The 20677-nt window shown below is 42.5% G+C and carries 22 protein-coding genes; all 22 read left to right on the top strand.

Annotated elements, in window-relative coordinates; translation table 11 throughout:
• Positions 1-15: 15 nt before the first annotated feature.
• The 22 genes from dprA to fliL all read left to right on the top strand — a co-directional run bounded on the left by dprA (position 16) and on the right by fliL (position 20647).
• Entirely contained in the window at positions 16-891 is an 876-nt protein-coding gene (gene dprA, locus BHE18_RS07170) for a DNA-processing protein DprA (protein ID WP_071617898.1), read from the top strand.
• A gap of 287 nt (positions 892-1178) precedes the next feature.
• Entirely contained in the window at positions 1179-3254 is a 2076-nt protein-coding gene (gene topA, locus BHE18_RS07165) for a type I DNA topoisomerase (RefSeq protein ID WP_071617897.1), read from the top strand.
• 313 nt (positions 3255-3567) lie between these two features.
• A complete protein-coding gene (trmFO, locus tag BHE18_RS07160) occupies positions 3568-4869 on the top strand; it encodes an FADH(2)-oxidizing methylenetetrahydrofolate--tRNA-(uracil(54)-C(5))-methyltransferase TrmFO (RefSeq protein ID WP_071617896.1) in 1302 nt (433 codons plus the stop codon).
• Between the two features lie 63 nt (positions 4870-4932).
• Entirely contained in the window at positions 4933-5832 is a 900-nt protein-coding gene (gene xerC / locus BHE18_RS07155; RefSeq protein WP_071617895.1) for a tyrosine recombinase XerC, read from the top strand.
• A 16-nt stretch (positions 5833-5848) separates the two neighbouring features.
• Complete coding sequence (gene hslV / locus BHE18_RS07150; RefSeq protein ID WP_071617894.1) at positions 5849-6394, top strand: ATP-dependent protease subunit HslV; 546 nt, start codon at positions 5849-5851, stop codon at positions 6392-6394.
• A gap of 48 nt (positions 6395-6442) precedes the next feature.
• Complete coding sequence (gene hslU / locus BHE18_RS07145) at positions 6443-7858, top strand: HslU--HslV peptidase ATPase subunit (RefSeq protein ID WP_071617893.1); 1416 nt, start codon at positions 6443-6445, stop codon at positions 7856-7858.
• 107 nt (positions 7859-7965) lie between these two features.
• Positions 7966-8745 (top strand): GTP-sensing pleiotropic transcriptional regulator CodY, encoded by a 780-nt coding sequence (gene codY, locus BHE18_RS07140; RefSeq protein WP_071617892.1) that lies wholly within the window; start codon positions 7966-7968, stop codon positions 8743-8745.
• 660 nt (positions 8746-9405) lie between these two features.
• Positions 9406-9792, top strand: coding sequence for a flagellar basal body rod protein FlgB (gene flgB, locus BHE18_RS07135; RefSeq protein WP_071617891.1), 387 nt, complete (start codon positions 9406-9408; stop codon positions 9790-9792).
• A gap of 2 nt (positions 9793-9794) precedes the next feature.
• Entirely contained in the window at positions 9795-10256 is a 462-nt protein-coding gene (gene flgC / locus BHE18_RS07130; RefSeq protein WP_071617890.1) for a flagellar basal body rod protein FlgC, read from the top strand.
• Between the two features lie 13 nt (positions 10257-10269).
• Positions 10270-10575 carry a flagellar hook-basal body complex protein FliE gene (gene fliE, locus BHE18_RS07125; RefSeq protein WP_071617889.1) on the top strand — a complete coding sequence of 102 codons (306 nt, stop codon included), beginning with the start codon at positions 10270-10272 and terminating at the stop codon, positions 10573-10575.
• A 33-nt stretch (positions 10576-10608) separates the two neighbouring features.
• Positions 10609-12192 (top strand): flagellar basal-body MS-ring/collar protein FliF, encoded by a 1584-nt coding sequence (gene fliF, locus BHE18_RS07120; RefSeq protein ID WP_071617888.1) that lies wholly within the window; start codon positions 10609-10611, stop codon positions 12190-12192.
• A gap of 12 nt (positions 12193-12204) precedes the next feature.
• The gene (gene fliG, locus BHE18_RS07115; RefSeq protein WP_071617887.1) at positions 12205-13218 is read left to right on the top strand and encodes a flagellar motor switch protein FliG; all 1014 of its coding nucleotides are present in this window, start codon (positions 12205-12207) and stop codon (positions 13216-13218) included.
• On the top strand, positions 13211-13990 hold the full coding sequence (gene fliH, locus BHE18_RS07110; protein WP_071617886.1) for a flagellar assembly protein FliH: 780 nt from the start codon (positions 13211-13213) through the stop codon (positions 13988-13990). Before fliG ends, fliH begins: the two co-directional genes overlap by 8 nt.
• On the top strand, positions 13987-15315 hold the full coding sequence (gene fliI / locus BHE18_RS07105; RefSeq protein WP_071617885.1) for a flagellar protein export ATPase FliI: 1329 nt from the start codon (positions 13987-13989) through the stop codon (positions 15313-15315). Before fliH ends, fliI begins: the two co-directional genes overlap by 4 nt.
• Positions 15312-15758, top strand: a complete 447-nt coding sequence (gene fliJ, locus BHE18_RS07100) for a flagellar export protein FliJ (RefSeq protein ID WP_071617884.1) — start codon at positions 15312-15314, stop codon at positions 15756-15758. The genes fliI and fliJ overlap by 4 nt, the downstream gene beginning before the upstream one ends.
• Positions 15759-15762: 4 nt before the next feature.
• Positions 15763-16347 carry a MotE family protein gene (locus BHE18_RS07095; protein WP_071617883.1) on the top strand — a complete coding sequence of 195 codons (585 nt, stop codon included), beginning with the start codon at positions 15763-15765 and terminating at the stop codon, positions 16345-16347.
• Positions 16348-16378: 31 nt separating this feature from the next.
• On the top strand, positions 16379-17602 hold the full coding sequence (locus tag BHE18_RS07090) for a flagellar hook-length control protein FliK (protein ID WP_071617882.1): 1224 nt from the start codon (positions 16379-16381) through the stop codon (positions 17600-17602).
• 9 nt (positions 17603-17611) lie between these two features.
• Positions 17612-18244, top strand: coding sequence for a flagellar hook assembly protein FlgD (gene flgD / locus BHE18_RS07085; protein ID WP_071617881.1), 633 nt, complete (start codon positions 17612-17614; stop codon positions 18242-18244).
• A 14-nt stretch (positions 18245-18258) separates the two neighbouring features.
• On the top strand, positions 18259-18651 hold the full coding sequence (locus BHE18_RS07080; RefSeq protein ID WP_071617880.1) for a TIGR02530 family flagellar biosynthesis protein: 393 nt from the start codon (positions 18259-18261) through the stop codon (positions 18649-18651).
• A 72-nt stretch (positions 18652-18723) separates the two neighbouring features.
• A complete protein-coding gene (locus tag BHE18_RS07075; protein ID WP_071617879.1) occupies positions 18724-19947 on the top strand; it encodes a flagellar hook protein FlgE in 1224 nt (407 codons plus the stop codon).
• Between the two features lie 63 nt (positions 19948-20010).
• A complete protein-coding gene (locus BHE18_RS07070) occupies positions 20011-20232 on the top strand; it encodes a flagellar FlbD family protein (RefSeq protein WP_071617878.1) in 222 nt (73 codons plus the stop codon).
• On the top strand, positions 20222-20647 hold the full coding sequence (gene fliL, locus BHE18_RS07065; RefSeq protein WP_071617877.1) for a flagellar basal body-associated protein FliL: 426 nt from the start codon (positions 20222-20224) through the stop codon (positions 20645-20647). Before BHE18_RS07070 ends, fliL begins: the two co-directional genes overlap by 11 nt.
• Positions 20648-20677: the final 30 nt, after the last annotated feature.

The raw sequence follows: 20677 nt of genomic DNA, 5'->3' as shown, positions 1-20677 counted from the left end.
AGCAGGAGGTTTTTAATGAAGGAAATTACCCGTTTACTATTTCATATGCAGCACTGCAGAGGTCTTGGAAACAAAGGGACAAAACGATTACTTTCGCAATTGTCCGACCCGATGAAAATCTACAATTTACCCCTTTCCTCCATCATGCGGCTATCAGGCTCCACCGCCCTTCACGCTGAATTATTCTACAGCGATTTTCACACTTTCAATATTGATTATTACCAAGAATATTATCAGCAACACGATATTCACTGGATATCAATCTATGACGAAAATTACCCTGATCTATTAAAAAATGTTTATGATCCTCCTTTTATCCTTTTTATGAAAGGAAGGAGAGAGCTCCTGGAGTTTCAAACAAAGCTTGCAGTTGTGGGTTCCAGGCAGGCCACCAGTTATACCTGCGATAACCTCAGGATTTTGATGCCGGGTCTCGCTGAGAAAAATGTTGTCATTATAAGCGGACTGGCCAGGGGTGCCGATACGATGGCGCATAAATCAGCCATACGTGCGGGCGCCCCTACCATCGGCGTGATTGCAGGCGGATTTCACCACATATACCCGCGGGAAAACATTCAGCTTGCAGAGTACATGATGAAGGAGCAGCTTCTCATCTCAGAATACCCTCCGGATACTAAACCCCAAAAATGGCATTTCCCTTTTAGAAACAGGATCATAAGCGGTTTATCGCAGGCAATTTTGGTGACCGAGGCACAAAAAAAGAGCGGTACGTTTATTACAGCAGATTATGCCTTAAATGAAGGAAGGGATATCCTGTGCATCCCCGGTTCAGTTAACCAGAAGCTATCGGAAGGTACAAATACCTTGATAAAAGAAGGGGCTAAGATGGTATTATCAATAGAAGACATTTTTTTCGAGCTCGATGTATAAAGTTACAGAAAATTATATACAATCATGTAATAAAGTAGCTTTTTTTCCATCAAATAGAGAAAATAACGTATTAATTTATACAAAAAGGTTGCAATTCTTTGCAAACTGTTATACATTTTGCAACAGGTATCGAAAACAACAGAAGAGAACATAACAAGTTAACCGGAGCAAAGACTCCCCGCTGAATATATACTGTATGGAAAGCTGTGTAACCGTTTACCACGGAGCTTAAATACAGTTTATGAAAATAAACAGTGATTATTTTCCTCTTCAAGGAGGCATATTGGATGGCAGATTATTTAGTAATAGTGGAATCGCCGGCTAAGGCGAAAACGATTGAACGTTATTTAGGAAAAAAATATAAAGTACGCGCCTCCATGGGGCACGTGAGAGATTTACCTAAAAGTCAAATGGGTGTCGATGTAGAGAAAGAATTCGAGCCTAAATATATAACAATACGCGGAAAAGGTCCTGTGTTGAAAGAGTTGAAAACAGCTGCCAAAAAAGCAAAAAAGATCTTTCTTGCGGCCGACCCCGACAGAGAAGGGGAGGCCATTGCCTGGCATCTCGCCCATAGTTTGGACATGGACACAGCGTCGCAGTGCAGGGTAGTATTCAATGAGATCACAAAAGATGCGATCAAAGAGTCTTTCAAGCATCCCCGCCCGATCAATATGGATCTTGTTGATGCTCAGCAGGCTCGAAGAATACTAGACAGGCTGGTCGGTTATAACATAAGCCCGCTGCTATGGAAGAAAGTCAAGAAGGGTCTAAGTGCCGGCAGGGTGCAATCTGTAGCGGTGAGACTGATCATTGACCGCGAAAACGAAATTAAAAATTTCGAGCCGGAAGAATATTGGTCCATTGAAGCAGAATTTAAAAAAGATAAAGAAACATTCCAGGCATCCTTCTATGGGATTGATGGAAAAAAAGTGGACTTGAAGACGGAAGAAGAAGTCAAGTCAGTACTTGCAAAAGTAAAAGGGAAATCCTTTGAAGTGAACAAAGTGACCAAAAAGGAAAGAAAGCGTAATCCTGCGCCTCCTTTTACAACTTCTTCACTGCAGCAGGAAGCTGCCAGGAAATTAAACTTCCGTGCTAAGAAAACGATGATGCTTGCACAGCAATTATACGAAGGTATTGCATTAGGCAAAGAAGGTACAGCCGGTTTGATCACCTATATGAGAACCGATTCTACCCGGACTTCAGAAGTTGCTCAAAAAGAAGCAAACGAATTTATCACCTCAAAATATGGTGGAGATTTTGTAAGACAATCGGAAAGAAAAGAAAAGAAACAGCAAAAAGCCCAGGATGCGCATGAAGCGATCCGTCCCACAAGCACATTGCGGGACCCCGGCTCGGTAAAAGAATTTCTTTCCAGAGACCAATACCGTTTATACAAACTGATATGGGAACGTTTCGTGGCAAGCCAGATGGCACCGGCCGTCATGGATACAATGAGTGTGGACCTGGTGAATGGGCCGGTTTATTTCAGGGCGAACGGCTCAAAAGTGAAATTCCCGGGATTTATGAAGGTATATGTAGAAGGCTCTGACGATCAAAAGGAAGAAAAAGATAATCTTCTGCCGGAGCTGAAAGAAAACGATAAAGTAAAAAGTGAATTAATCGATCCTAAACAGCACTTTACTCAGCCGCCTCCAAGGTATACAGAGGCAAGGCTTGTCAAGACGCTTGAAGAACTGGGAATCGGCCGCCCGTCAACTTACGCGCCTACACTTGATACAATCCAAAGAAGGGGATATGTCTCCCTTGATAATAAAAGGTTTGTTCCAACCGAACTTGGAGAAATTGTTTTAGAACTTATAAGAGAGTTCTTCCCGGAAATCATTGATGTGGAATTCACTGCCAACATGGAAAGAAGCTTGGATGATATTGAAGATGGAAAAGTGAAATGGGAAAGAATCATTGATGAATTCTATAGGGATTTCGAGAAACACTTGGTCATTGCTGAAAATGAAATGGAAAAAATCGAAATTCGTGATGAGCCTGCAGGTGAAGACTGCGAGCAGTGCGGACATCCGATGGTTTTCAAGATGGGCCGGTATGGAAAGTTCATGGCTTGCAGCAATTTCCCTGACTGCCGGAACACAAAGCCGATCGTGAAAGAAATCGGAGTGAAATGTCCGAAGTGCGAAAAAGGGAATATAATAGAAAGAAAAAGTAAAAAGAAACGGATCTTTTACGGATGTGATCAATATCCTGAATGTGATTTCTTATCATGGGATAAACCGATCGAAAGGAAATGTCCGAAATGCTCTGAACTTCTTGTAGAGAAAAAGCTTAAAAAAGGCAATCAGATACAGTGTACAAACTGTGATTACAAAGAAGAACCGCAAAAATAAAGAGGGAGTCATCAAAAAACAATTGCTTCTTTACTGCGGTACTTATACAATGTAACGAGGGACTGTCCCAGAAGGCGATCATTCTATTGCCTGCCGGGTCAGTTCTTTTCTGTTTTGAACATGCTGTAAATGAATTATCATTTTTGTAGAAATTATACAAAACATACAGAGTCGCATTCACCATTTACATATCCATCAGGGGATTTATGTTGAAATGACAGAATGCTTTTAAGTTTTTAAACCATATGTATTGTTATACAATTCAAATTGGATATGATTAAGATGATGGGAATATGCGGGAGGACTTAAATAAATGACAGTTGTAAATATAATCGGAGCCGGTTTGGCGGGAAGTGAAGCTGCCTGGCAGATTGCCAAAAGGGGAATAAAGGTAAATCTATATGAAATGAGGCCGGTCCGTCAGACACCTGCCCACCACACAGAAAAATTTGCGGAATTGGTTTGCAGCAACTCACTAAGATCAAATACCCTGACCAATGCCGTAGGTGTCCTGAAAGAGGAAATGAGGATGCTTGATTCCATCATCATTTCTGCCGCTGATTCATGTTCTGTACCTGCAGGCGGCGCTTTGGCAGTCGACCGTCATGAATTTGCGGACTATGTTACGAACAAGGTGAAAAACCATGCGAATGTGACTGTGTTTAATGAAGAAGTCACGGATATTCCCGAGGGCATCACCATTATTGCTACAGGTCCGTTAACGAGTGAAAGCCTCTCAGAGAAGATAAAGAAGGTAACCGGGGAAGAGCATTTATATTTTTATGATGCAGCAGCACCGATTATCGAAAAAGAGTCAATCGATATGGATAAAGTCTATCTGAAGTCCCGTTATGATAAAGGGGAAGCAGCATACTTGAACTGTCCGATGGATGAGAAAGAATTCAATGCTTTTTATGAATCCCTCATATCTGCGGAAACCGTACCATTGAAAGAGTTTGAAAAAGAAATCTTCTTCGAGGGCTGCATGCCGATAGAAGTGATGGCATCAAGAGGCAAGAAAACAATGTTATTCGGGCCCATGAAACCGGTTGGATTGGAGGACCCGAAGACAGGGAAAAGACCTTACGCGGTCGTGCAATTGAGACAGGACGATGCTGCCGGTACTCTTTATAATATTGTAGGTTTTCAGACACATCTAAAATGGGGGCCGCAGAAGGAAGTGCTGCGATTGATTCCAGGACTTGAAAATGCTGAAATCGTAAGGTATGGAGTCATGCATAGAAATACGTTCATCAACTCACCAAAAGTATTAAAGGATACGTATCAACTTAAGGATAATGAGCGAGTATTCTTCGCCGGACAAATGACAGGCGTTGAAGGCTATGTTGAATCTGCCGCCAGCGGATTGATTGCAGGAATCAACGCAGCAAGGGCAGCTGCAGGAACAGAACCGCTGACCTTCCCGCACGAAACTGCGATAGGAAGTATGTCAAGGTATATCACGACTGCCAGTCAGAAGAATTTCCAGCCTATGAATGCGAATTTTGGACTTTTCCCTGAGCTCACTGAAAAGATAAGAGGCAAAAAAGAACGGAATGAAAAGCATGCTGCAAGGGCATTAGAAACAATTCAGAACTTTGTGAAAAAAATGTAAAATTAATTGCATGGGCCGCTTGGTTGTGTTACTATTTAGTAGCCCTTGTGAGGTGTACACTATATGTCAAATCCTTTATCAGATCAATTACAATCTTTTATAGAATATTTACAAATAGAAAAGCAGTATTCCACCTATACTTTTGAACAATATCGTCATGATATCGAGGAGTTTTACGTATTTATGAAAGAACAGGGACTTCATTCCCTGAAAGAAGTGGAATACTCCGATGCACGGCTCTTCTTAACCGTCCTGCACGAAAGAAAGCTGATGAGAGCCTCAATTTCAAAAAAAATATCAAGCTTGAGAAGCTTTTACCGTTTCCTTAACCGTGAGGAGCATCTGGATAAAAATCCTTTTTCTTTTGTGAATCTTCCAAAAAAAGAGAAAAGGCTGCCAAAGTTTTTTTACGAAGAAGAAATTCAGGTCCTGCTGGAAGCCTGTAATGGAGAATCTTTGCTGGATATCCGCAACAAAGCCATCTTCGAACTTCTCTACGGAACCGGAATCCGGGTGAGTGAATGTGCGAATCTGCAGTTGAAGGATGTGGATTTGGCAGTTTCCACGATTCTTGTAAAAGGGAAAGGGAATAAAGAAAGATATGTCCCATTTGGTAGCTTTGCTCAAGATGCATTGACTGCATACATAAATCAATCACGGCCTTCACTTATTAAAGATCAAAGTCATTCAGCCGTATTCGTCAATCATCGGGGCGGGGCCCTTACTGCGAGGGGAATCAGGCTCATCCTGAATAAGCTCATAGATAATGCATCATTAAAAGGCAAGATCACGCCGCATAAATTAAGACATACCTTTGCTACGCATTTATTGAATAATGGTGCAGATCTCAGGTCCGTGCAGGAGCTTTTGGGGCATGCTGATTTATCTGCAACCCAGGTTTACACGCATGTGACGAAAGATCAGTTAAGAAAAACATATCTGGCACATCATCCGCGTGCTTAATATTGGAGGTCATACAATGGAACAATTCCATGCAACCACTATCTTTGCTGTACAGCATAAAGGAGAGTGCGCTATGTCCGGAGACGGGCAGGTGACATTCGGGAATGCAGTCGTGATGAAACATACTGCAAAAAAAGTACGCAAACTGTTCAATGGCAAGGTGCTGGCCGGTTTTGCCGGTTCGGTTGCGGATGCTTTTACATTGTCTGAGAAGTTTGAAGGGAAACTACATGAATTCAACGGCAACCTTCAGCGTGCTGCGGTGGAGCTTGCAAAAGAGTGGCGCAGTGACAAAGTATTAAGGAAGCTTGAAGCGATGCTCATCGTCATGGATGAAAAACATTTGCTTCTTGTTTCCGGAACAGGGGAAGTCATTGAACCTGATGATGGGATTTTAGCGATTGGTTCAGGTGGGAATTATGCATTGTCGGCTGGCCGGGCATTGAAGCAATATTCGGGAGAGCATTTGTCTGCAAGTGAAATTGCAAAAGCATCCCTGCAGATTGCAGCTGATATTTGTGTCTACACCAATGAACAAATCATTGTAGAAGTATTGGAATAGCTCAATATAATATTTTTTCACACGATAGAAAAGTTAGGAGTGTGTCATTTGAAAAAGAATGCTGAGCAATTGACCCCAAGACAGATCGTTGAAAAATTAGATCAATATATTGTAGGGCAAAAAGATGCGAAAAGAGCGGTGGCTGTCGCGTTAAGAAATCGTTACCGGAGAAGCCTGCTGGCAGAAGCCATTAAAGATGAAGTAATACCGAAAAATATCCTTATGCTTGGACCCACAGGTGTGGGGAAAACGGAAATCGCACGGAGGATTGCTAAATTGGTACGTGCTCCGTTTGTGAAGGTTGAAGCAACTAAATTCACTGAGGTCGGCTATGTAGGACGCGATGTTGAGTCGATGGTCAGGGACCTTGTAGAAACGGCTGTAAGGCTTGTTAAAGAGGAAAAAATGGCCGGGGTGCGCGAACGTGCTGCAGAAAACGCAGAAATCCGCCTTGTCGAACTGCTTGTACCTTCAAAGAAGAAATCGTCTTCGTACAAAAACCCTTTTGAAATGATTTTTGGCGGCAACGGAAACGGTCAGCCTTCCGATGAAGACCAGGAAAAGCAGGAAGAGCTGTCATTGAGGGAGCAAAGAACAAGGGCAGAACAAAAATTGAAAGATGGCGAGCTGGAGGAAGAGTTCATCACCATTGAAGTGGAAGAACAGCAAGCTTCCATGTTCGATATGCTTCAAGGGTCAGGGATGGAACATATGGGGATGAACATGCAGGATGCCTTGAGCAGCTTCATGCCCAAGAAAAAGAAGAAGAGAAAGCTCAAGGTGAAGGAAGCCAGGACTGTGCTCATCAACGAAGAGGCACAGAAGCTTATCGATATGGATGAAGTAACACAGGATGCACTCATCAGGGCTGAGCAGTCTGGAATCATTTTCATTGATGAAATTGACAAGATTGCCAGCAAAGGTTCCGGACAGTCATCGGCAGATGTATCAAGGGAAGGTGTTCAGCGTGACATACTCCCAATCGTGGAGGGATCGACGGTCGTGACTAAATACGGTTCCGTGAAGACTGATTACATGCTTTTCATCGGGGCAGGGGCCTTCCATATGTCAAAGCCTTCCGACCTGATACCGGAACTTCAAGGACGTTTTCCGATCCGTGTGGAACTTAAGAAACTCTCCACTGAAGATTTTGTACGGATATTGATTGAACCCGATAATGCAATCATTAAGCAATATATTGCTTTAATGGAAACAGAAGGTATACAAATTGAATTTTCTGACGATGCTATTCGTAGGCTGGCAGAAATAGCATTCGAAGTGAACCAGAATACAGATAATATCGGGGCACGCCGACTTCATACCATCATGGAGAAGCTGCTTGAAGATTTATCCTTTGAGGCACCTGAAATAACGCTGGAGACGATTAAAATCACTCCTCAGTATGTGGATGATAAATTGGGGGCCATTTCAAAAGATAAGGATTTAAGCCAGTTCATCCTTTAAGTTTTTATTAACGAAGATATGGGTATAGAAAAAAAGATTAGAAAAATGAAGTAAAATTTATAAATATAACAATAGATACAATTTAGTTGTACTAGGAGGAAATGAAAATGAACTTATTAGGAAAAACAAGAACAATTAATGCCATGCTTCAAAAGGCTGCCGGTAAACCGGTTAACTTCAAGGAAATGTCAGAGACGCTCAGCGGTGTAATCGAAGCAAATGTATTTGTCGTCAGCCGCCGCGGTAAACTTCTTGGATTTGCAATCAATCAGCAGATTGAAAACGAAAGAATGAAGCAGATGCTTGAAGACCGTCAATTCCCTGAACAATATACTCAAAATCTTTTCAATATCCAGGAAACATCTCCAAACCTTGATGTTGAAAGCGAATATACTGCCTTCCCGGTTGAAAATAGAGAGTTATTCAAAGACGGTTTAACAACAATCGTACCGATTATCGGCGGAGGGGAGCGTCTTGGTACGCTGATCCTTGCAAGACTGCAGGAAAGCTTTGAGGATGATGATCTGATTCTTGCTGAATACGGGGCGACAGTGGTAGGTATGGAAATCCTCCGTGAAAAAGCTGAAGAAATCGAAGTGGAAGCAAGAAGCAAGGCTGTCGTTCAAATGGCGATCAGTTCCCTGTCATATAGCGAACTGGAAGCGATTGAACATATCTTTGAAGAACTCAATGGAAATGAAGGCTTATTGGTAGCATCCAAAATCGCTGACAGAGTCGGTATAACCCGTTCGGTCATCGTAAACGCCCTTCGTAAACTTGAAAGTGCCGGAGTAATCGAATCCCGTTCATTGGGTATGAAAGGGACATACATCAAAGTTCTTAACAATAAATTCCTGCTCGAACTTGAAAAGCTTCGTACAAATTAATAATAGATGATAAGAATCCGTTATTCCTTCTAAAGGAATAACGGATTTTTTATTTGGCCAGCAACACTATCCAGCTGGTCTATGATTTTCTGGTTCCGAAATTATCAGGAGAATTTAAGGGGATTCAGCTATCTGATGAAAAGGTTGTATCCATAGACAATTATTAGGCAGTAAATAAGCCGAATGGACTATAAAAGGACAAGAGCCAGGCCTTGTCTTCTACAATATGGGTAGTAAAATTAAGATGTTACATTTCTATTACGACTTTTTTCGACACTATTACAACCATACAGGATAAGTAAAATATAAACTTTCAAAAGTAATAAAAAAGGTAGAAAATGTGTCTTGAAATGTCGATTTATTGGAAAAATATTCTGCTAGAGGAAAGTTGAACCCGCTGATAAAATTAACCATGTAAAACTTTGTAATGAAGTGTAACTGAAATGAAACAGTAGAGTAATGAACGGTAAGAAAAGTTTCCAATAATAGGTCATTTTATAGGTTTAAAGTCATTAATTCTTCATTTTTCGACGGTTTTCGTTAAAAAATACTGAATATTCATAGACACTATTAGACCTAAACATTACAATAAGGACGGAAAGAAGTTATATTTGTAAAAGTATCCGAATCTTACTAATTAAATGGATAGAGGTGCTTCAGGTGAAATTATTTTCCAATACGATTACAAGTCTAGAAAGGGGCCTGGACTATGCCTCTTTAAATCAGAAAGCAATCTCTCAAAACATAGCAAATGTAGATACTCCAAACTATAAAGCAAAAGAAGTGGATTTTAAAACCGTCCTGAATCATTCCATGCAATTGGATGCGAAAAGAACAGATTCAAGGCATATCGCATTTAAGTCTGCAGATGCACATCCCGCTGTGAAGTCAAGGAATGGCTATCAATTTAACCATAATGGTAACGGGGTTGACCTGGACAAGGAAATGTCTGAAATGGCAGAAAACCAAATTTATTTCAATGCGCTGTCAGATCGGATCAATGGAAAATTCAACTCTTTGAAGACAGTTATCAGGGGAGGTAAGTAGCATTGTCCATTTTCACTAGTTTAAACACTACATCTTCCGCCCTGACAGCTCAGAGATTAAGAATGGATGTTATATCATCCAATATGGCAAACGCAGATTCCACAAGGGCGAAGGTGAATGCAGATGGTGAGTGGGAGCCGTATAGAAGGAAATCAGTTGTAATGGAACCTAAGGAAGCGGGATTTTCATCCTTTCTTAATGCAGCCGTGAACAAAGGGACTCAATCAGTTGGACAGGGGGTCAAAGTATCCAAGATAAAAGAGGATAATACAACGCCTTTTAAAATGGTCTATGACCCGGAACACCCGGATGCTGATGAGGAAGGCTATGTAGAGCTCCCTAATGTCGACCCTCTCAGGGAAATGGTCGACCTGATCTCGGCTACACGCTCTTATGAAGCAAACGTCACTGTGTTCAATGCAAATAAATCGATTCTGATGAAATCACTTGAAATAGGTAAGTAAGGAGGCAGCACTCATGGCCATACATAGTATAAGTTCGGTCAATCCGAATTTTTTAAGTCCGTCGTTAAGTGAAAAACAAATTTCACCCTCAGATGCCACAAGTAATTTCGGACAATTGCTGAAAAAATCAATTGAAGAGGTCAATCAAACGCAGATTCAATCAGATAGAATGACAGAAAAACTGGTGCGGGGCGAAAATGTCGATCTTCATCAAGTTATGATCGCTTCGCAGAAGGCAAGTATCACTCTTCAGACAACAATGGAAGTACGCAATAAAGTCGTTGAGGCGTATCAGGAAATAATGAGAATGCCAATGTAATAGAAACATGCAGTCGAGTACCGGAGGATTGTAATGAATGAATCGTTTAAGAATTATACAAATCAAATAAAGACATATTGGACAAGCAGAACGAAAAAGCAAAAAGCGGTCATGGGAGCTGTTTTGCTATGCTGCATCGTTATCATAAGCGCTGCCGTTTTTTTTATGACAAAAACACCGATGGCGCCTCTGTATAAAAATCTGTCTCCTTCAGAGACAGGCACCATTAAGGAAAATCTTGATGGCAGGGGGATTCCTTCCCAAATCACAGAGGGTGGAACAGCCATACTCGTGCCTTCAGAGCAAGTAGATACGTTAAAAGTGGAACTTGCCGCTGAAGGTATTCCAAATTCAGGAAGCATTGATTATTCATTCTTCAGTAAGAATGCCGGATTTGGAATGACGGATAATGAATTTGACGTCATGAAACTTGATGCGATGCAGACAGAGCTGGTGGACCTGATTAAAGGAATTGAAGGCGTAAAAGATGCCAAGGTCATGATTAATCTCCCGGAAGAGCAGGTATTCCTCAATGATGATGCCCAGAATGCATCAGCATCGATCGTTTTGAATACCAATCCTGGTTTTAATATGGACCAGAGTCAGATTAAGTCACTTTATCATTTAGTATCAAAAAGTGTTCCGAATCTGCCTACTGAGAATATCGTCATCATGAACCAGTTTTTTGAGTATTTCGATTTGGAATCTCAAAATAATTCAATGAGCGGAAATATCGCCCAGCAGATGGATGTAAAAAAGGAAATCGAGCGGGATATCCAGCGCCAGGTTCAAAATATGCTCGGTACACTGATCGGTTTCAATAAAGTAGTCGTTTCGGTATCGACTGATATTGACTTTACCCAGGCAAATCATGAAAAAAACATGGTAACGCCTGTTGATGAAGAGAATATGGAAGGAATCGCCGTAAGCGCACAGAGAATCACGGAAACCTTTTCGGGAGAAGGGGCAGGTCCAGGCGGTGTTCCATCCGGAGAAGACACAGATGATACTCTTGACTCGTATCAAGAAGGTACCGGATCGAACGGCGATTATGAAAGAATGGAAGAAACGATCAATAATGAAGTCAACCGGATCAGGTCCGAAATTGTAGAAAGTCCTTACAAAATCCGTGACTTGGGAATACAGGTGATGGTGGAACCCCCGAACCCTGCAGACGAGAGTTCACTTCCACAGGACCGGATTGATGATATACAAAAGGTTCTATCCACCATCGTGAGGACTTCCATCGATAAGGAATCATCCCCGGAACTGACAGATGAAGATATTGAAGATAAGGTTGTCGTTTCAGTTCAGGAGTTTAACGGAAAGATGGAATTTGAAGATGACACGAAACAAGGGATTCCTTGGTGGGTATATGCCATCGGCGGTATCCTGCTGATCATCATTTTATTGCTGATTTTCTTTCTGCTGAAATCACGCAGGAAGAAGGAAGAAGAATTGTACATTGAAGAGGAACGCATTCCTGCTGAGATACCTGAAATTGAACCTAAAGAAGAAACGGATGGTTCGATCAGACGTAAGCAGCTTGAAAGAATGGCAAAAGAAAAACCGGAAGAGTTCGCCAAATTACTTCGAACTTGGTTAGCTGATGAGTAGAAGGGTGAGGAAATGGCTAGAAGAGAGAAAGATTTAACAGGTAAACAAAAAGCGGCTATCCTCCTGATTTCACTCGGTCCCGATGTGTCGGCAACAGTCTATAAACATTTATCTGAAGAAGAGATAGAAAAGCTGACCTTAGAGATATCTGGAGTTAGGAAGGTAGAGACTGAGGCAAAAGAAGATATCCTCGAAGAATTCCACAATATCGCAATTGCTCAGGACTATATTTCCCAAGGGGGGATCGGTTATGCGAAAACAGTACTGGAGAAGGCACTCGGTGCGGACCAGGCTGCAGCGATCATCAATCGCCTGACTTCATCACTGCAGGTGAAACCCTTTGATTTTGCCCGTAAAGCGGACCCGGCTCAAATATTGAATTTTATTCAAAATGAACATCCGCAGACGATTGCCCTGATATTATCTTATTTGGATCCACAGCAGTCAGGACAGATCCTATCTGAACTCCCTCAAGATGTTCAAGCTGATATAGCCAGAAGGATCGCGATCATGGACGGTACATCGCCGGAAGTAATCAGTGAAGTCGAGGCCATTCTTGAAAGGAAGCTGTCTGCGACTGTCACCCAGGATTATACACAAACCGGCGGGGTGGAAGCTGTAGTCGAAGTTCTGAATGGTGTAGACCGCTCAACGGAAAAAACGATCTTGGATGCACTAGAAATCCAGGATCCGGAGCTGGCCGAAGAAATCAAGAAGAGAATGTTTGTATTTGAAGATATCGTTACGCTTGATGGCCGTTCCATCCAACGAGTCATCAGAGATTGTGATAATGAAGACCTTCTTCTATCACTCAAGGTATCGAGCGATGAGGTCAAGGAAATTGTATTTAAAAATATGTCCAATCGGATGGTGGAGACCCTCAAAGAAGAAATGGAATTCATGGGGCCAGTCAGACTGCGTGATGTAGAAGAAGCCCAATCAAGAATCGTAGCGATCATCAGACGATTGGAAGAAGCCGGGGAAATCATCATTGCCCGGGGTGGAGGGGACGATATCATTGTCTAGAATCATTAAGTCTTCCGCAGCTCATACTCGCGGAGATAATGAGAAGGTCATAGCCCTTAAGCATATACGTTCTACAATGACGGAACTTTCAGAAGAGGACCTTTCCAACCAACAACAGCTGAGGTACACAGAACTAGAAGATTTAATCTCAGAAGCCAGGCGTAAAGCTGAGAAGATTGTATCCGGGGCTTTTGAAGAGAGGGACCGCATTCACTCCCAGATTCAACAGGAAAAAGATAACTGGCTGACACAACGTGAGAAACAATTTAAAGAAGCCTATGACGCCGGATTTCAAAAAGGTGAAGAAGAGGGAATGAAAAAGGGATATCAGGAATATGCCCGAAGGCTGATTGAAGCAGAACGAATTATAGAATGGAACAAGCAAGAATATTACTCATATTTAGAAAAAGCGCAGCAAGTCATTGTTTCCCTTGCAATCGCCAGTGCTGAAAAAATCATCGGTAAAAAGATTATAGATGAGCCGGAAACATTCACTTCAATTGTTAAAAGAGCCTTGAAGGAAGTCAGGCAGCTGCCTGAGGTTCAAATCCACTGCCATCCATCCCGATATTTTAATCTGATGGAAAACAAAGAGGAAATTGAATCGGCATTTCCTGCAAATGTACAATGCTTTATCTATGGGAATGATGATTTGAGAGAGGATGAATGTTACATAGAGACAAATCAAGGGAGAATAATCGTAAGTATCGATTCACAGCTGGCGGAATTGAAACTGAAACTGTTTGAAGTGCTGCAGGGGGATGCAACATGAAAGCAATAGATTTACTACCGCTTATCCCGCAGGTCAATACGTTCAAGAAATACGGGAAAGTAAAGCGTGCCGTCGGACTTATGATCGAATCACAGGGACCCGAGAGTTCAGTCGGTGAGGTCTGTCATATCCATATCATCAGCAGGGGGATACCAAAAATAATTCTTGCAGAAGTGGTGGGGTTCAATGGTCAGCTTGTCATCCTGATGCCCTATTCCAACATGCAGGATATAGCCCCGGGAAGTCTGGTGGAAGCTACATCAAAGCCCCTGGAAGTTAAAATAGGTCCGGCATTGATCGGGAAAGTTGTGGATTCGCTGGGTAAGCCGCTGGACGGAAGTATGCTGCCCGCCGGCCTGTCTGCTGCTCACACCGATCACGAACCCCCTAATCCGCTTTCCAGGCCGCCTATAGATGAACCGATGGAGGTCGGGGTGAAAGCAATCGATAGTATGCTGACGGTAGGAAAAGGTCAGCGTGTAGGGATTTTTGCAGGGAGCGGGGTCGGAAAGAGCACGCTGCTCGGAATGATAGCAAGGAATACGAAAGCTGATTTGAATGTCATTGCTTTGATCGGGGAACGCGGCAGGGAAGTCAGGGAATTCATTGAAAGGGACCTTGGCGAAGATGGATTGAAAAGGACGATAGTCGTTGCCTCCACTTCTGATCAGCCGGCTCTCATGAGGATCAAAGGTGCCTTTACAGCAACGGCCATCGCTGAATATTTTCGCGATAAAGGCATGAATGTAATGTTGATGATGGATTCTGCTACCCGCGTGGCAATGGCGCAGCGGGAAATCGGCCTGGCTGTCGGTGAACCTCCTACAACAAAGGGGTATACTCCTTCAGTATTTGCGATACTCCCGAAGCTACTTGAAAGGACGGGAACCAACTTAAAGGGAAGCATTACGGCGTTCTATACTGTGCTCGTGGACGGCGATGACCTTAATGAACCAATTTCCGATACAGTACGGGGGATTTTGGACGGACATATTGTATTGGATCGAAAGATAGCCAACAGGGGGCAATTTCCGGCAATCAATATCTTGAAAAGCGTCAGCCGCCTTATGAATCATCTGGCCTCGGACCAGCATCTTGAGGCTTCGGTGAGGTTAAGGGAGCTTTACAGCACCTATATAGAATCTGAAGATCTCATTCAAATCGGTGCATATAAGAAGGGTTCTTCTAAAGAAATAGACGAAGCCATCAACTATTATCCCAAGATTATTTCATTTCTTAAACAAGGTGTTTATGAAAAAATATCGCAGGCTGAAAGTATCGACCAACTTATACAGCTGGCAGAAAAAGGTGACGTGCGGTCATGAGTTATCAATATCGATTTGAACGGATCTTGACCCTCAAGGAAAAAGAGAAAGATGAATTGAATGAGCAATATAAAGGAGCCATCTCAAAGTTTGAGAAGGTGGCAGAAATGCTTTATGGATTTTTAAAGAAAAAGGAAGATTTGGAATTCCATCAAGCCGGCCGACTTCAAAACGGCCTTTCGGTGCAGGATATACGCCACCATCAACAATTCATAACAAATCTGGAAAAGACGATTTCCTATTATCAGGAACTCGTGATCCAAGCACGTAATCGCATGAACTGGTATGAAGAAAAACTAGTCGATATGAACATGGAAGTGAAGAAGTACGAAAAAATAAAAGAAAAGGACGCTAGTGTTTTTCTTGAAAAAATGAAAGAAGATGAAAACAACCAGTTGGATGAAGTGTCCGTTGTCCAATACATGAATCGGGGAATTAGGTGATAGAATGCCAAAAATGATTGCAGAAGAGAAAGAGAACAAAGAAACCAGCCGTTTTCAATGGATTGTATTTGTAATCTTCATTCCTCTATTATTTGCGATTACCATCGCCTTGATCGTAATGACAGTTGCAGGAATCAATGTGTTCGAGAAAGCACAGTCCGTTCCTTTCATTTCAAAAGTGATCCCATCTGCAAGTGAGGAGGGGAAAGAGCAGCTGGAGAGCCGGATTGTTTCGCTACAGACTTCCATTGAGGATAAAGAAGCCCAAATCTCCCGGCTGCGAAGTGAAATTGACGGCAGTGAGAAGTACAATGAAAAACTTCAGGCAACAATCGAACAGCAAAAGCTTGAGCTTGAAGAACTGAGACAGATAGGGGAAGAAAATAAACGGGCTTTTAAAGAAGTAGTAAGTACATTCGAGTCTATGTCAGCTAAAAGTGCCGCCCCGGTCTTAATGAATATGGAGGATCAAGAAGCACTTAAAATACTTTCCAGCATTAAACCGGATGATTTAGCCGACATACTTGAGAAAATGCCTCCTGAAGATGCCGCAAGATACACAGGTTTATTGGCAGCAGATGAGAATTAGACGATAGATACATGGGAAAGGGGGTGAAAGAATGGAAATTGCACCAACACAAGCCATTCAGGTAAAAGGGGTATCTGTCAACGGAATGAGTTCATCAAAGCGGGGCAGCGCTTCATTTTCCCAGCATCTGCTTGGAAGTTTAAATAGTTCAATTCAGCAAAAATCCATAAATGTTAACGACATTTCCCCGGAGCTTGAACTGTTAAATCGTTTGCTAAATGCGGAAGGATTCGGAGACTTGGGGCTCTCTGATAAACAAATTAAAGCCTTGTGCGATATCGGCAAACTGGACATTGAAGAAATTGCCGGCCTCATGGATATTGACTTAGAAGAAATCTTCAACCAGCAAGACAGTCTGCAAGCAAGCTTACCCGCCGGCATAAAGGAAGAAGAGACCGAAGTAGAAATGTCCCTGGAATCAATAGTGGACTTATTACATTTTGTACAACTCTTTCTTGGTAAAAGCAGGGGGGATTCGGTAAATCCTCAAGCTGCCAGTCAGCTCGTGAAGATGGCTAAAGCACTTGTTTTCATGGCAGTTCATAAGGACCTTCCAATGGGGGAAGCCCAGAGAGTGTCTGAGATAAAGGAATTATTGAAACAGCTTCAGCAAAAAACAGAGACGGTGACTCAATTCAGCGCTGCCTTGAAGCAGGGTGATAAGGAAGAACTCATAAGGGCTGCATACAGCCGGCATTCGTCTATGGAAATGACCGAAGCGGTTAAAACCGAACAGAACAAATTTATGATTTCAGGGCAGGGGAATAACCTTCATGTCCTTGTTCCCAAACCTGAAACATTCACGTTGAATATGGGACAGACAAAGGGTACCCTGCAATATGAACAATTTGTAAAGGAACTTCAAACAATATTGAGCAGATCCAATTTGCAGACACTGCCTAATATGAATAAGCTGTTAATTAAATTATATCCTGAACAGCTTGGCTCCCTGAGAATCGAACTTCTTCAAACCAATGGAATCATGACAGCCAGGATTCTTGCCACAACATCGGCTGCAAAGGAAATGCTTGATTCGCAGCTACAAGGATTGAAGCATGCCTTTGCTTCCCAAAATCTGCAGGTTGATAAAATTGAAGTTTCACAGGCACTTGCCGATCCGGAACGTCAGTCAAAAGGACAATCTCAACAGCAGTCGAATGGGCAGTCGAAGCAAGCACCCGAAGATACTCATAAGGATAATGAGGAACAGGAAGCAGCAGGCTTTAAAGAATATCTCGTGAACAGCGAAGTATAGGTGATGAATATGACAAAAATAGATCCGAATTTACTTTATTCAACCTTGCAGACGAAGAAACGTGAAGGCGGCAATGATATTTTAGGAAAAGATGATTTCCTGAAAATCCTGATGACACAGCTTCAGAATCAGGACCCGATGAATCCAATGCAGGATAAGGATTTCATTGCTCAAATGGCAACCTTTTCTTCATTGGAACAAATGACGAATCTTACTAAAACAATGGAAAAGTTCGTAGAGAACCAAAATCAATCCCAATTGATTTCTTATAATCAATTTGTAGGAAAGCAGGTTACCTGGCATAAGATAAGCGATGCAGAAACAGATGACGCCCCTGAAATCACAGAAGGCCAGGGAATCGTGAAAGGCATACGCTTTAAAGAAGATAATGTTGAATTTGTCATGGAAGACGGTACAACCCTAACACCGGGTAACGTCTCACAAGTGAATGATGTGGCTTCTTCCGACGTATCTTTGGTAAATGCTTCAATGTTGATTGGAAAAAAAGTGACTTGGGAAGATGAAGGAGGAGAGAAGACTGGCATCGTTCAATCTGTATCCTCTAAAGACTCACATATTTGGATCCATACGGATGGCGGCGAAAAAGTCAAGAGCGGAAGCCTGACAAAAATTGAATCTTAACAAGGAGGGGGCGTATGGATAAAACTTTCTTGCACCGCATTCCACCTAATCCTTTAACACCAACGATAAAGCCGAGAACTGCCCAATCCGGTGTCAGAGGGGATACTGCTTTTTCAGCCGAACTGAACAAAGTGATCACCCGTTGCTCCGGACTTCAGATCAGTAAACATGCGAAGAGCAGAATGGAACAAAGAGGCATCTCCATCACACCGCCCCAATGGGAAAAAATTGCGGAAAAAGTGAATGAAGCTAAATCCAAAGGAGTCCATGATTCGCTGGTGCTTTTAAAAGATGCTGCCTTAATCGTCAGTGCGAAAAATGAAACAGTTATAACAGCTTTGAATAGGCAAGAAGCAAATTCGCAGATTTTCACTAATATTAACGGAACTATAATAATGGATTCATAGGCTGGACCTTTAATAGGAAGCCTGACAGCTGTGGAATGATCGAAGCAGCTCATTAAGAAAGGGGAAAAATTAATGCTACGTTCAATGTATTCAGGAATAAGCGGGATGAAGAACTTCCAAACAAAATTAGATGTCATTGGGAACAATATCGCGAATGTGAACACTTATGGGTACAAGAAGGGGCGCGTAACGTTTCAAGACCTTATGAACCAGACGGTATCCGGAGCAAGCAGGGCAACTGATAACAGAGGCGGCCAAAATGCGATGCAAGTCGGTTTAGGTTCCACGCTGGCCTCGATCGACAGTATCCAGACTCAAGGAAGTCTGCAAACAACAGGGAGATCTCTTGATGTAGCGGTATCCGGGGACGGCTTCTTCATGGTCAGACAAGGGAATAACGCACTTTATACAAGAGCCGGAAACTTCTACTTGGATTCGAACGGAAGTCTTGTGACAGGAGGTGGCGCCCTGGTTCAGGGATACCCGGTAGATGCCGATGGAGTGGTCAACCGTTCAGGTGTAGCGGATATTAAAATTGATACCGACACAACGATGGCACCGCAGGCTACAACCAAAGCTTCATACAATGGGAACTTAAAAGCAACTGCTGCTGCAGGGACCAAAGTGGAAATTGAATCCAAGGTAAAAGATTCCCAGGGGAACGATATCAGTTTGAACATTACTTTGACAAAGGATGCCGGTAACAACGCTTGGACAGCAAATATCTCAGGCCTGACCAATGGAGTAACAGTTGCCGGAGGCGGGAATCTATCGTTCAGTTTCGATGCAAACGGTAAATTGACGACAGCTATGCCGCATGATTTATCCCTTACCAATAGCAACGGAGCGAATAACTTGGATATCGAGATGGATTTCTCCAACATCACTCAATTTGACAGTTCCTCTTCGGCAAACACTGATACCGTGAACGGTAACTCGGAAGGATACCTCGAGAGTTTCAATATAGGATCTTCCGGGGAAGTGAACGGCGTCTTTTCAAATGGTGAAGTAAGAGTGCTCAGCCAGCTGGCGTTGGCAACATTTTCAAATCCAGGCGGTTTGACAAAGGCAGGGAATAATTTATTTCAGGAATCAAACAACTCAGGGCTTCCAAATATGGGAACGGCGGGAGAAGGCAGGGGATCTCTCCAATCAGGCTCCCTCGAAATGTCGAATGTCGACTTATCGGAAGAATTCACTGAAATGATCACGGCACAACGGGGGTTCCAGGCGAATACCAGAATCATCACCACCTCGGATGAAATCCTGCAGGAACTGGTTAACTTGAAGCGATAATTAGTCAGTAAGGGAGGTAGGGGGCTGGCTCTTACTATTCAGTGAGAGTCAGTTCTACATAATATGATTACGTTAACTAGATTGAATGGTAAACCCTTTACCCTTAACGCCTTTTATATTGAGACCGTTGAGGCATTCCCGGATACCACGATCCAATTGACCAACGGCCGAAAATATGTGGTGAAAGAATCGGTTGATGAGGTTGCCGGGTACACTCTTGCTTTTTTCCGCAGTGTCAACCTTCTTGGTCCGGCATTTAAAGGAGGAGGCACAGATGAAAAATAAATTCTTGACCATCATGTTGATCCTTCTGGTGACAATCACTTTGGCGGGTGTGATCGCCCTGGTTGTCATTTTGAAATTTTCAGATGATGAAGAAACAAAGGAACCATCAATTGAAGAGGTTATTGAGGCATCAGTTGATATCCCTGAAATAACAACCAATCTATTAAGCAATGATTTTATACGTATATCTTTCAAAGTTCAAACTGACAGCAAAAAAGCAAAGGAAGAGTTGGAGAAAAGAGATTTTCAAGTGAATAACATCATTATAGAAGAACTTTCTGAAATGAAAGCAGATGAACTTCAAGGGAAGAAAGGAAAAGAATTAATTGAGGCCAAGGTTAAGGAAAAGGTGAATGCCCTGATGCAAAAAGGAATGGTCGAAAAAGTGTACATCACCTCTATGATGATTCAATGATAATGGAAAAATGCATGGGCTGGGGGTGAA

Origin of the sequence: Rossellomorea aquimaris (assembly GCF_001877785.1) — a bacterium.
Classification (GTDB): domain Bacteria; phylum Bacillota; class Bacilli; order Bacillales; family Bacillaceae_B; genus Rossellomorea; species Rossellomorea aquimaris_A.
Note: the sequence above shows the minus strand (reverse complement) of the source record. Positions and strands in the feature narration are given on the sequence as shown.

Coding starts and splice junctions, on each gene's coding strand:
- fliG (WP_071617887.1), top strand. CDS start 12,205: ATGGCTAGAAGAGAGAAAGATTTAACAGGTAAACAAAAAGCGGCTATC.
- topA (WP_071617897.1), top strand. CDS start 1,179: ATGGCAGATTATTTAGTAATAGTGGAATCGCCGGCTAAGGCGAAAACG.
- fliJ (WP_071617884.1), top strand. CDS start 15,312: ATGAGTTATCAATATCGATTTGAACGGATCTTGACCCTCAAGGAAAAA.
- codY (WP_071617892.1), top strand. CDS start 7,966: ATGAACTTATTAGGAAAAACAAGAACAATTAATGCCATGCTTCAAAAG.
- dprA (WP_071617898.1), top strand. CDS start 16: ATGAAGGAAATTACCCGTTTACTATTTCATATGCAGCACTGCAGAGGT.
- BHE18_RS07095 (WP_071617883.1), top strand. CDS start 15,763: ATGCCAAAAATGATTGCAGAAGAGAAAGAGAACAAAGAAACCAGCCGT.
- hslV (WP_071617894.1), top strand. CDS start 5,849: ATGGAACAATTCCATGCAACCACTATCTTTGCTGTACAGCATAAAGGA.
- BHE18_RS07075 (WP_071617879.1), top strand. CDS start 18,724: ATGCTACGTTCAATGTATTCAGGAATAAGCGGGATGAAGAACTTCCAA.
- flgD (WP_071617881.1), top strand. CDS start 17,612: ATGACAAAAATAGATCCGAATTTACTTTATTCAACCTTGCAGACGAAG.
- fliF (WP_071617888.1), top strand. CDS start 10,609: ATGAATGAATCGTTTAAGAATTATACAAATCAAATAAAGACATATTGG.
- BHE18_RS07080 (WP_071617880.1), top strand. CDS start 18,259: ATGGATAAAACTTTCTTGCACCGCATTCCACCTAATCCTTTAACACCA.
- fliL (WP_071617877.1), top strand. CDS start 20,222: ATGAAAAATAAATTCTTGACCATCATGTTGATCCTTCTGGTGACAATC.
- trmFO (WP_071617896.1), top strand. CDS start 3,568: ATGACAGTTGTAAATATAATCGGAGCCGGTTTGGCGGGAAGTGAAGCT.
- fliI (WP_071617885.1), top strand. CDS start 13,987: ATGAAAGCAATAGATTTACTACCGCTTATCCCGCAGGTCAATACGTTC.
- BHE18_RS07090 (WP_071617882.1), top strand. CDS start 16,379: ATGGAAATTGCACCAACACAAGCCATTCAGGTAAAAGGGGTATCTGTC.
- xerC (WP_071617895.1), top strand. CDS start 4,933: ATGTCAAATCCTTTATCAGATCAATTACAATCTTTTATAGAATATTTA.
- BHE18_RS07070 (WP_071617878.1), top strand. CDS start 20,011: ATGATTACGTTAACTAGATTGAATGGTAAACCCTTTACCCTTAACGCC.
- fliE (WP_071617889.1), top strand. CDS start 10,270: ATGGCCATACATAGTATAAGTTCGGTCAATCCGAATTTTTTAAGTCCG.